The organism is Streptomyces triticisoli, assembly GCF_003270085.1.
Classification (GTDB): Bacteria; Actinomycetota; Actinomycetes; order Streptomycetales; family Streptomycetaceae; genus Streptomyces; species Streptomyces triticisoli.
On sequence record NZ_QFDQ01000044.1, the window covers coordinates 1 to 10,444 of the forward strand.

General features: G+C 73.5%; 11 protein-coding genes and 1 riboswitch. Of the genes, 5 read left to right on the forward strand and 6 right to left on the reverse strand.

Annotated elements, in window-relative coordinates:
* The first annotated feature begins 215 nt into the window (after nt 1–215).
* Nucleotides 216–1,712, forward strand: a complete 1,497-nt coding sequence (locus DEP02_RS08370) for a phytoene desaturase family protein (RefSeq protein ID WP_112466716.1) — start codon at nt 216–218, stop codon at nt 1,710–1,712.
* A 12-nt stretch (nt 1,713–1,724) separates the two neighbouring features.
* On the opposite strand, the gene DEP02_RS08375 is transcribed toward DEP02_RS08370, so the two are convergent.
* The 6 genes from DEP02_RS08375 to DEP02_RS08400 all read right to left on the reverse strand — a co-directional run bounded on the left by DEP02_RS08375 (nt 1,725) and on the right by DEP02_RS08400 (nt 6,831).
* Nucleotides 1,725–2,738: an SCO2102 family sporulation regulator gene (locus tag DEP02_RS08375; RefSeq protein WP_112466717.1), complete on the reverse strand. Its 1,014-nt coding sequence runs from the start codon at nt 2,736–2,738 to the stop codon at nt 1,725–1,727.
* Nucleotides 2,739–2,794: 56 nt separating this feature from the next.
* Entirely contained in the window at nt 2,795–3,718 is a 924-nt protein-coding gene (metF, locus tag DEP02_RS08380) for a methylenetetrahydrofolate reductase [NAD(P)H] (protein WP_112466718.1), read from the reverse strand.
* Between the two features lie 164 nt (nt 3,719–3,882).
* Nucleotides 3,883–4,608: a thiamine phosphate synthase gene (gene thiE / locus DEP02_RS08385; protein ID WP_112466719.1), complete on the reverse strand. Its 726-nt coding sequence runs from the start codon at nt 4,606–4,608 to the stop codon at nt 3,883–3,885.
* Nucleotides 4,609–4,762: 154 nt separating this feature from the next.
* On the reverse strand, nt 4,763–5,128 hold the full coding sequence (locus tag DEP02_RS08390; RefSeq protein WP_112466720.1) for an Rv2175c family DNA-binding protein: 366 nt from the start codon (nt 5,126–5,128) through the stop codon (nt 4,763–4,765).
* A 66-nt stretch (nt 5,129–5,194) separates the two neighbouring features.
* Nucleotides 5,195–6,424 (reverse strand): NAD(P)/FAD-dependent oxidoreductase, encoded by a 1,230-nt coding sequence (locus tag DEP02_RS08395; RefSeq protein ID WP_112466721.1) that lies wholly within the window; start codon nt 6,422–6,424, stop codon nt 5,195–5,197.
* 32 nt (nt 6,425–6,456) lie between these two features.
* Complete coding sequence (locus tag DEP02_RS08400) at nt 6,457–6,831, reverse strand: avidin-fold protein (RefSeq protein WP_112466722.1); 375 nt, start codon at nt 6,829–6,831, stop codon at nt 6,457–6,459.
* A gap of 50 nt (nt 6,832–6,881) precedes the next feature.
* A riboswitch (TPP riboswitch) is annotated at nt 6,882–6,993 on the forward strand.
* Between DEP02_RS08400 and thiO the strand changes: the two genes are divergently transcribed.
* The 4 genes from thiO to DEP02_RS08420 form a co-directional block, all read left to right on the forward strand.
* On the forward strand, nt 6,991–8,157 hold the full coding sequence (thiO, locus tag DEP02_RS08405) for a glycine oxidase ThiO (protein WP_112466723.1): 1,167 nt from the start codon (nt 6,991–6,993) through the stop codon (nt 8,155–8,157). It overlaps the preceding riboswitch by 3 nt.
* Nucleotides 8,154–8,354 (forward strand): sulfur carrier protein ThiS, encoded by a 201-nt coding sequence (gene thiS, locus DEP02_RS08410; RefSeq protein ID WP_112466724.1) that lies wholly within the window; start codon nt 8,154–8,156, stop codon nt 8,352–8,354. Before thiO ends, thiS begins: the two co-directional genes overlap by 4 nt.
* A 3-nt stretch (nt 8,355–8,357) precedes the next feature.
* Complete coding sequence (locus DEP02_RS08415; protein WP_112466725.1) at nt 8,358–9,152, forward strand: thiazole synthase; 795 nt, start codon at nt 8,358–8,360, stop codon at nt 9,150–9,152.
* 252 nt (nt 9,153–9,404) lie between these two features.
* Nucleotides 9,405–10,444 (forward strand): protein kinase domain-containing protein (locus DEP02_RS08420; RefSeq protein WP_198668348.1); only part of this gene is annotated, 1,040 nt, incomplete at its 3' end.

Here is a 10,444-nt window from a genome sequence, read left to right on the forward strand (position 1 = left end):
CGGCCGTCGGGCGAGGCCCCTCCACCGGAACCGCACGGGCCCGGCGCCGGGCGCACAGGCCCCGGCGGCCCGGGCACACGCTCCCGCGGGCGGGAAGGCCACTGGCCGGCGTCTCCCGGGCGGGACCACCCACCGCATCCCGCGCCCGCGGCCTGCGGGCTGCGGGCTGCGGGCTGCGGGCTGGGTTGTCGGTGCGGGTCGATACAGTCGCTGGCATGGGACGGATCGTGGTGGTCGGTGCTGGGATGGGCGCGATGGCGGGGGCTGCCCGCCTCGCCGTCGCGGGGCACCGGGTGACGGTGTTCGAGCGTACGGAGACGTACGGCGGTGCGGTGCGCCGGGCCGAGCGGGACGGCTTCGCCTTCGACACCGGGCCCGGGCTGCTGCCGCTGCCCGCCGTCCACCGGGACCTGTTCGTCAAGACCGGCAAGGAGCCGCTGGAGGACTGCGTCGAGCTGGTCCAGGTCGATCCGTCGGCGCGGCACGTCTTCGCGGACGGCACCGAGGTGTCCCTGCCGAACGCCTCCCGCGCGGGTGTCGTCGCGGCCCTGGACGATGCCCTGGGGGCGGGCGTCGGGCGGCGCTGGGGCGACTTCCTGGTGCGGGCGCGCGAGACCTGGGACCGCTCCCGGCGCCCGCTCCTGGAGGAGCCGCTGTGGCTCGACTGGCCCGTGCTGGCCGAGCGCGAGCCCTACCCGGCCGTCCCGCACAAGCGCCTGCTGCGCACCCGCCGGGCCGGCACGCTCGCCGAGGTCGGCGCCTGGGAGCTGCGCGATGCGCGTCTGGCCGCCCTTCTGGAGAGCCACGCGCTCGCGTACGGCCTCGACCCGCGGACGGCCCCGGCGAACGCCGCCGTGCTGCCGTACATGGAGCACGCCTTCGGTACCTGGTACGTCCGCGGCGGCCTGCGCGAGCTGGCGCGCGCCGTGTACGAGCGGTGCCTGGCGCGCCGGGTCGAGTTCGTCTTCGGCGCCGAAGTTACGCGGATCGTCGAGAAGGAGGGCCGGGCGGCCGGGGTCGAGCTCGCCGACGGGACGGTGACCGAGGCGGACTTCGTGGTCGCCGGCGCGAGCCCCCGTGCGCTGGACGGCATGGTCCGGGGTACGGCTCTTCGAGGCGAGGGAGAGGTACCGCCCCGGCCCGGGGCGCCCAGCCGCCTCACCGTGCTGCTGGCGCTGCGCGGCGGCCGGCCCGAGGGGACGGCCCATCGGACGGTGGTGCACACGGAGGACCGCGAGGCCGAGCTCGACGCGTTGTTCGGCGCGGCCCCCGGGCTGCCCGCGCGGCCCACGGTCACGGTGTCCCGTCCGGACGATCCGGCGCTGGTCCCGGACCCCGGCCACGAGGCGGTCACGCTCACGGCGACGGTCCCGGCGTCGGCATCGACGGGACTTCAGGAACAGGCCGACCGTATGATCGCCGCCGCCTCGCGTGCCGTACCCGGCCTCCGCGACCGGCTCCTGTGGCACGAGATCCGCACCCCGGCCGACATCGCCCGGGCGACGGGCGCGGAGGGCGGCGCCGTTCCCGCGCCGGCGCTCGCCGCGGCGGAGGGGCGTCTGCTGCACCCGGCCAACACCACCGCGATTCCCGGCCTGTTCACCATCGGCGGCTGGTCGCATCCCGGCGGCGGGCTGCCGCACGCCGGCATGTCGGGCGCGCTGGTGGCCGGACTGATCGTGGAGGGGCCGGAGTTCCGCGGCTCCCAGTGAGCCGGGCGGCGGTCAGAAGCGGTACTGCTCGTCGAAGCCCGAACCGTGCTGCTGCTGACCGTGGTTGTCGCCCTGGTACGGGTACGACTGCTGCTCCGGCGGGAGTTCACCGCCGTAGGACTCGTCGCTGCGCTGCGGCGGGACCCACACCCCGCCGGCCGGGGTCTCGCCGCCGTAGCCCGAGCCGGCGTAGGCGTCCTGGGTGCCGTAGCCCTGCTGCCCGTAGTCCTGCCGGCCGCCGTGGGCGGTGTCGTAGGAGGCGCCGTCGTAGGTCTGGGTGCCGGCGTAGGTCTGGGTGCCGGCGTAGGTCTGGGTGCCGGCGTACGGGTCGGAGTAGCCGTCGTACTGCTGCTGGCCGGAGGTGTCGTAGCCGTAACCCTGCTGTCCGTAGCTGGAGTAGTCGTACGCGTAGCTCTGGTCGGCGGTGGCGTACTGGTCCTGGGGCCGGCCCGCGCCCTCGTAGGAGGAGTGCGTGCCCGCCTGCTGGGCCGAGTCGCCGTAGACGCCGTACGAGCCGGTGTCGTCGGGCAGGGGCTGCGGCTCGTACACCGCGGTGGCCTGCGCGGCCGTGGGCTCGGCGGGGGCGAAGACGTCGTCGTGGTCGAAGTCGTCGTTGTGCCCGTACGACGTGCTGTCGTGGCCGTGCAGGGCCGGCATGGTGCCGGTGTCGCCGTGGTCGCCGTGCGTTTCGAGGTCGGAGACCTCCAGTGTCGGGTCCTGGCGCTCGCCCTTGCCGCGGCGGCGCGGTGGCTTCTGCTCGCCGTCGGCGCCGGGACGGCCGACCGCCCAGCCGGCCGCGAAGCCGCGGCGGAAGGACAGCGTGACATAGGTCTGGCCGACCGCGAACGCGGCCGCGCCCAGACCGATGACGACGACGGACGGGATCAGTACACCGAGCACGACCCCGAGAAAGCCCCCGAAGGCGAGCAGTCGCCAGCGCAGGCGTGCCTTGTACTGCAGCAGCACTTCGCCGAGCAGCCACAGCGCGACGATACCGAACGCGATGTAGAGGACCGTCCAGCCCATGTACGCCCCTCTCCCAGTGGCCGCTACGCAGTGTGTCGTACGCGGATGCGGCCGGTCTAGGTCTGCGGCGGTTGGTGCAGACCCAGGTTCTCGTAGATTTCCAGTGTCGCCGTGGAGTTGTTGAGCGTGATGAAGTGCAGTCCGGGCACTCCTTCGGCCAGCAGCCGCGCGCAGAACTCCGTGGCGAACTCGATCCCCATGGAGCGTACCGCCGCAGGATCGTCCTTCGCTGTGAGGATCCGCTCTTTCAGACCGTCCGGGATGACGGCGTTGCTGAGCTGAGGCAGCCGCTCGAGCATCTTCACACTAGTGACCGGCATGACTTCGGGGATGACCGGGGTCTCGCAGCCGGCCGCGGCGACGCGGTCGCGCAGGCGGAGGTAGGACTCCGGCTGGAAGAACATCTGCGTGATGGCGTAGTCGGCGCCCGCACGGCACTTGTCGACGAAGTGTTTGACGTCGGTGTCCCAGTCGGTCGAGCGCGGGTGCATCTCGGGGAAGGCGGCGACGCCGACGCAGAAGTCGCCCGACTCCTTGATGAGCCGGACCAGTTCGGCCGCGTACGTCAGCCCGTGCGGGTGCGGGATCCACTCGCCCATCGGGTCGCCGGGCGGGTCTCCGCGCACGGCGAGCATGTTGCGGATCCCGGCGTCGGCGTACTGGCCGATGATGTTGCGCAGTTCGGCGATGGAGTGGTTGACGGCGGTGAGGTGCGCGACCGGGGTGAGGGTGGTGTCGGCGACGATCTGCTCGGTCTCCTTGACCGTGCCCGCGCGTGTGGAGCCGCCCGCGCCGTAGGTCACGGAGACGAAGTCCGGCGCGACCGCCTCGACCCTGCGCAGCGCGCTCCACAGGTTCCGCTCGCCCTTGGGGGTCTTCGGCGCCGAGAACTCGAACGAGTACGTCGGCTTGCCGGCGGCGAGGATGTCGCGCACGGTGCGTGCGCGATCAGTCCTGGTGGATGCGGTTCCGAGGGCCATACTCGCAGGTTAGCCAGGGGACGGCGGTCCCCCAACCAGAGGCAGGGGATTTGCCCGATTTGCCGGACTGCTGTCCGCCTTTCGGACAGCGGGGCCCGAAATGGGCGAGTCGGGTCTCGCCAGGTGTCCACTGGGTGAGACGCCGACGTGCCGTGTACCGCGTGTCACGTGCCGCGTGCCGTGCCCTGCTCGGCGTCCTGCCCGGCGTCCTGCCCGGCCGCCTGCCCGGCCGCCTGCCGCAGTCGCCCGGCGAACTCGGCCGCCGCCGCGCCGGGGTCGTCGGCCTCGGTGATGGCCCGGACCACGACGACACGGCGGGCGCCGGCCTGAAGGACCTGGTCCAGGTTGCCGAGGTCGATGCCGCCGATGGCGAACCAGGGCCGGTCGGTGCGCAGGGAGGCGGCGTACCGGACCAGGCCCGGGCCGGGGGCGGGCCGGCCGGGCTTGGTGGGGGTGGGCCAGCAGGGACCCGTGCAGAAGTAGTCCACACCGTCCTGCACGGCGGCCGCGGCGGCCTCGGACTCGGTGTGCGTGGACCGCCCGATCAGGATGCCGTCACCGAGGATCGCGCGGGCCGCGGGAACGGGAAGGTCCCCCTGCCCCAGATGCAGCACCTCGGAACCGGCGGCGTGGGCGACGTCCGCCCGGTCGTTGACCGCGAGCAGCCTCCCGTGCCGGGCACATGCCTCGGCGAACACCTCCAGGTGCTCCAGCTCCTCCCCCGCCTCCATCCCCTTGTCCCGCAACTGCACGACGTCGACGCCCCCCGCGAGCACGGCGTCCAGGAACTCGGCGAGGTCACCCTGCCGGCGGCGGGCATCGGTGCACAGATAGAGCCGCGCGTCGGCAAGCCGCTCGCGAGCGCCGACGACGGCAACGGTTTCGGGCATGGTGGATCCCCCTGGGACTCATCGGTTCGGGTACACGGCCGGCGTACGGGCACGGCGGCGTGCACACGCGTATGCGGCGTGGGTGGCGTGGGTGGCCGGTGAGGTGCGCCGGTCGCCCCTGGAGGGGCCGCCCACGCCGCTCCGGGTGTGCGGGTCAGACCGCCAGGGCCTGGGCGCGGCGCTTCACCTCTGTGCCGCGGTTCTCGCTCAGGGCCTGGGCGGGGGTGCCGGGGAGGGACGGGTCGGGGGTGAACAGCCACTCGATCATCTCTTCGACCGTGAAGCCGTCGTCCCTCAGGAGCGTCAGGGTGCCGGACAGGCCCTTGACGACCTTGTCGCCGTCGATGAAGGCGGCGGGGACGTGCAGCGCCCGGTTCTCACCGCGGCGTACGGCGATGAGCTGGCCCTCCTTGACCAGCTGCCGCACTCGTGTCACCTCGACGCCGAGCTTTTCGGCGATGTCGGGGAAGGTGAGCCAGGCAGGGACGAGAGCATCGATCTTTGCGTCAATCTCGGTCACGGAATCAAGCCTGCCATCTGCCACTGACACTAGGAAGTCAGGCCCGTCCGCCGGTGCCCTCGTGCCTCACCCCGTCGCCGCCTTCAGCGGCCGCGCCGGGTCCGCCAGCAGGTCCGGATCCATGGGTGTCCCGGACTCGATCAGCCGCCGGCCCTGTGCCAGATCCCGCGGTCGGCCGACCGCCAGCAGGGCGACGAGCCGGCCCTCGCGCAGCCAGCAGACCGTCCACGCCGGCCCGGAGGGATCACCGCGCCAGACGGTGGTGTCGGCGGACGCGTGATGGCCGGCGTACTGCACGAAGCGGCCGAACTGCTCGGACCAGAAGTACGGCACCGGGTCGTAGACCGCGGACGCCGGGCCGATGACATTGGCCGCGACCGTGCGCGGACCCTGCAGCGCGTTGTCCCAGTGATGGATCAGCAGGCGCTCCCCGTACCTCCCCGAGGGGAAGGAGGCGCAGTCGCCGACCGCGTACACGTCCGGCGCCGAGGTGCGCAGATGGTCGTCGGCCAGGACGTCGCCGTACTCGCCCAGCTCGATGCCGGAGCCGGCCAGCCAGCCCGTGGCCGGCCGCGCGCCGATGCCGACCACCACGGCGCCCGCGGACAGCCGCGAGCCGTCGTCGAGCACCACCGCGCCGGGCTCGACACGCTCCACGCGCGCGCGTGTACGCAGCTCGGTGCCGCTGTCGGCGTACCAGGCGGTCATCGGCGCGGCCACCTCCGCGGGCAGCGCCCCCGCGAGCGGCCGGTCCGCGGCCTCCACGACCGTCACGGCGCAGTCGGCCTCGCGCGCCGCGGTGGCGAACTCGGCGCCGATCCAGCCGGCGCCGACGACCACGATGTCGTGCTGCTCGGTGAGCACCGGCCGCAGCCGTTCGGCGTCGTCCAGGGTGCGCAGCAGATGCACGCCGGGGATGTCCTCGGCGCCCGGCAGCCGGATCGGTTCCGCACCGGTGGCCAGGACGAGCACGTCGTACGGCACCGGCCCGGCGGAGGTGTCGAGCACATGCGCGTCGGTCCGTACGGCCAGCGCCTCGCAGCCGAGCCGCAGGTCGAGGCCGAGCGACTCGAAGTCGATGTCGAAGGCGGAGCCCTCGGCCTTGCCGAGCAGGACGGCCTTGGACAGCGGCGGCCGGTCGTAGGGCTGGTGGGGTTCGGCGCCGATCAGTGTCACGGTGCCGGTGAAGCCCTGCTCGCGCAGGGCGACCGCGGTCTGCACGCCGGCCATGCCCGCGCCCACGACGACCACGCGCCGCGGCTGTGACGTGCTCTTCTCCTGCGTCTGGTCGCTCACCTGATCACCATAGACGGCTGACTTTCCGTCAGTCAGGGGGCGTGCGGGGCGGCCTGCTCCACGGCGTGCTCCACCAGCTCTTCCACCACACTCGTCCCGCTGCCCGGCTGTGACTCCCACCGCCAGGCCTCCTCCAGCCGCACCCGCCCGTCGGGCAGTTCGGCCACCGTCGACACGCAGTGCCCGGACGAGGTCGTCCCGTCCTGCCCGAGCTGCACGTACCGGAAGTCGAGGCGGTCGCCCTCCCGGGTACCCACCAGATGGCCGTGCACGACGTCTCCGCCCGCGTACTCGGCCCAGATCCGCCCCTCCCGCTCGTGGTAGGTGAAGCGGGTGCGGGTGCCCACCTGCCCGGGGGCCTGGTCGGCTACGGGGGCGAGGACGCGGCCGTCCAGCGAGCGGGCCATGGGCAGTCTCCCTTACAAGATCAGGCTCTGCGGGCTAGGGTGGCCACCGTACAAGGACTCGCGGGAGCCCGGACGTACCGGGCTGAGAGGGAGGCTGGCGGCCTCCGACCGTACGAACCTGATCCGGGTCATGCCGGCGAAGGGAGGGGCTGGACGCCCATGTCGTTGCCACGTATGCCGGACGTCCTGGTCATCGGGGGCGGAGTCATCGGGCTGGTGACGGCCTGGCGCGCGGCGCAGCGCGGGTTCGCCACCGCCGTGGTGGACCCCGAGCCGGGCGGCGGGGCCGCGCAGGTGGCGGCCGGGATGCTCGCCGCCGTTACCGAACTCCACCACGGCGAGCAGATCCTGCTCGGACTCAACCTGGCCTCCGCCCGCCGCTACCCGGACTTCGCGGCCGAGCTGACCGAGCTGACCGGCCACGACCTCGGCTACCGCCGCTGCGGCACGCTCGCCGTCGCGCTGGACGCCGACGACCGTGCCCACCTGCGCGACCTGCACGCGCTGCAGCGTCAGTCGGGCCTGGAGTCGGAGTGGCTGTCCGGGCGGGACTGCCGGCGTCTGGAGCCGATGCTCGCGCCGGGCGTGCGCGGCGGGCTCCGGGTGGACGGCGACCACCAGATCGACCCGCGACGGCTCGCCCACGCCCTGGTCACGGCCTGCGAACGGGCAGGCGTGGTCTTCCACCGCACCTGGGCCGAACGGCTCACCGTGGCCCGCGGCCGGGCCGCCGGCTGCGTACTCAGCGACGGCACCGCGCTCGGCGCGGGCCAGGTGGTCCTCGCGGCGGGCAGCCGCAGCGGGCAGCTCGCGGGCGTCCCGGACGACGTACTGCCGCCGGTGCGGCCGGTGAAGGGGCAGGTGCTGCGGCTGACCGTGCCCAAGCGGTACGCGCCGTTCCTGAGCCGTACCGTACGGGCCGTGGTGCGCGGCAGCCACGTCTACCTGGTACCGCGGCTCAGCGGCGAACTCGTCGTCGGGGCCACCAGCGAGGAGCTGGGCTGGGACACCACGGTGACGGCGGGCGGCGTGTACCAGCTGCTGCGCGACGCGCACGAGCTGGTGCCCGGGATCACCGAGCTGCCGCTGACGGAGACCCGCGCGGGACTGCGCCCCGGCTCCCCCGACAACGCGCCCCTGCTCGGTCCGACCGAGCTCGACGGGCTGCTGCTGGCCACCGGCCACTACCGCAACGGCGTGCTGCTCACGCCGGTCACCGGTGACGCCATGGCGCACGTCCTGGCCACCGGCGAGCTGCCGGACGAGGCCCGTCCCTTCACCCCGAGGCGTTTTCGCGCCCCCGCACTCACGGAGCAGCCCGTATGAACATCTCCGTCAACGGCGAGTCCCGCCGGGTCGCGCCCGGCACGGCCCTCGACACCGTCGTGCAGGCCCTCACCCCGGCGCCCTCCGGGGTGGCCGCCGCCCTCAACGAGACCGTCGTCCCGCGCGCGCAGTGGCCGTCCACGGCCCTGGCCGAGGGCGACCGCGTCGAAGTGCTGACCGCCGTCCAGGGAGGCTGAGCCATGGCCGACGACCCCCTGGTCCTCGGTGGGACGTCCTTCACCTCCCGGCTGATCATGGGGACGGGGGGTGCGGCCGGCCTGGAGGTGCTGGAGCGGGCGCTCGTCGCCTCCGGCACGGAGCTGACCACGGTCGCGATGCGGCGGGTGGATCCGTCCGTGCACGGGTCCGTGCTGTCGGTGCTGGAGAAGCTGGGCGTCCAGGTGCTGCCCAACACCGCGGGCTGCTTCACCGCCGGTGAGGCGGTGCTGACCGCGCGGCTCGCGCGCGAGGCGCTGGGCACCGATCTGGTCAAGCTGGAGGTCATCGCCGACGAGCGCACGCTGCTGCCGGACCCGATCGAGCTGCTGGACGCGGCGGAGACGCTGGTCGACGACGGGTTCACGGTGCTGCCGTACACGAACGACGACCCGGTGCTCGCGCGGAAGCTGGAGGACGTCGGCTGTGCGGCGATCATGCCGCTGGGGTCGCCGATCGGGTCGGGGCTGGGGATCCGGAACCCGCACAACTTCCAGTTGATCGTGGAGCACGCGCGCGTGCCGGTGATTCTGGACGCGGGGGCGGGGACAGCCTCGGACGTGGCGCTGGCGATGGAGCTGGGGTGTGCGGGGGTGATGCTCGCGTCGGCGGTGACGCGGGCTCGGGAGCCGGTGGTGATGGCCGCGGCCATGAAACACGCGGTGGAGGCGGGGCGGCTGGCCCACCGGGCCGGGCGGATTCCGAAGCGGTACTTCGCGGAGGCGTCGTCTCCTGCGGAGGGGCTTGCTCGGTTGGATCCGGAGCGGCCGGCTTTCTAGGTGCTCTGGGGTGCGCTGTGGGGGTGGGTACGCTCGCCCGCGCTTGCGGGGTCCTGCCCCGCGCCCACCCTCCCCCAAGCTCTCGGCTGCGCTCGAGCAGGGGGACCCCCAGGGCGATGGGGGTCCCCCCAGGCGTTCAGCACTGGGGGAGGCACGACTGCCCGCAGGCTGTGTGCGGGCTCGGCAGCGTGTGCGTCACAGGTCGGTCGCAGTGGCGGTCGGGTGTCCTTGGCTGCTCGTAGACTCACCTGCGTGGATACGACCCTTCAGGACCCTCTTGTCGGGCAGGTGCTCGACGGCCGTTATCGCGTCGACGCGCGGATCGCCGCCGGCGGGATGGCGACGGTCTACCGGGCCCTGGACACCCGCCTGGACCGGATCCTCGCGCTCAAGGTGATGCACCCGACGCTCGCGGTCGACGGCTCGTTCGTCGAGCGGTTCATCCGGGAGGCCAAGTCGGTCGCCCGGCTCGCCCACCCGAACGTGGTGCAGGTCTTCGACCAGGGCACCGACGGGTCGTACGTGTACCTCGCGATGGAGTACGTCGCCGGCTGCACCCTGCGCGACGTGCTGCGCGAGCGCGGGGCGCTGCAGCCGCGGGCCGCGCTGGACATCCTGGAGCCGGTGCTCGCCGCGCTGGGCGCCGCGCACCGCGCCGGGTTCGTGCACCGGGACATGAAGCCGGAGAACGTCCTGATAGGGGATGACGGCCGGGTCAAGGTGGCCGACTTCGGGCTGGTGCGCTCCGTGGACACGGTGACGAACACCACCGGAGCAGTCCTCGGCACCGTCTCCTACCTCGCGCCGGAGCAGATCGAGCACGGCACGGCCGACCCCCGGGTCGACGTGTACGCGTGCGGGGTCGTGCTGTACGAGATGCTGACCGGCGGCAAGCCGCACCAGGGGGAGTCCCCCGCCCAGATCCTCTACCGGCACCTCCACGAGGACGTGCCGGCCCCGTCGGCCGCCGTTCCGGGGCTGCCGTACGAGCTGGACGAGCTGGTCGCACAGGCCACCGCGCGCACCCCGGACGTCCGGCCGCAGGACGCGGTCGCGTTGCTCGCACGCGTGCGCGAGGCGCGTGCGGGGCTCAGCGAGGAACAGCTGGACGCTCTGCCGCCGCAGGCCCTCGCCGCGGAGCACGACAACGCGGAGGACCGTACGAGCGTGATCCCGCGCGCGCTCACGGTCCCGCGCCGGCTGCCCGTCGACGAGGACGAGGGGCCGGCCGCGACCGGCCTCGGCCGCACCGCCCGCTTCGAGACGCCGCCCCCGCCGGCGTCCGGCCCGCG

What these genes read in the sequence shown, in the direction of transcription:
- DEP02_RS08370 (WP_112466716.1), top strand. Translation starts at nt 216, where the DNA reads ATGGGACGGATCGTGGTGGTCGGTGCTGGGATGGGCGCGATGGCGGGG.
- DEP02_RS08375 (WP_112466717.1), bottom strand. Translation starts at nt 2,738, where the DNA reads ATGGGCTGGACGGTCCTCTACATCGCGTTCGGTATCGTCGCGCTGTGG.
- metF (WP_112466718.1), bottom strand. Translation starts at nt 3,718, where the DNA reads ATGGCCCTCGGAACCGCATCCACCAGGACTGATCGCGCACGCACCGTG.
- thiE (WP_112466719.1), bottom strand. Translation starts at nt 4,608, where the DNA reads ATGCCCGAAACCGTTGCCGTCGTCGGCGCTCGCGAGCGGCTTGCCGAC.
- DEP02_RS08400 (WP_112466722.1), bottom strand. Translation starts at nt 6,831, where the DNA reads ATGGCCCGCTCGCTGGACGGCCGCGTCCTCGCCCCCGTAGCCGACCAG.
- thiO (WP_112466723.1), top strand. Translation starts at nt 6,991, where the DNA reads ATGTCGTTGCCACGTATGCCGGACGTCCTGGTCATCGGGGGCGGAGTC.
- thiS (WP_112466724.1), top strand. Translation starts at nt 8,154, where the DNA reads ATGAACATCTCCGTCAACGGCGAGTCCCGCCGGGTCGCGCCCGGCACG.
- DEP02_RS08415 (WP_112466725.1), top strand. Translation starts at nt 8,358, where the DNA reads ATGGCCGACGACCCCCTGGTCCTCGGTGGGACGTCCTTCACCTCCCGG.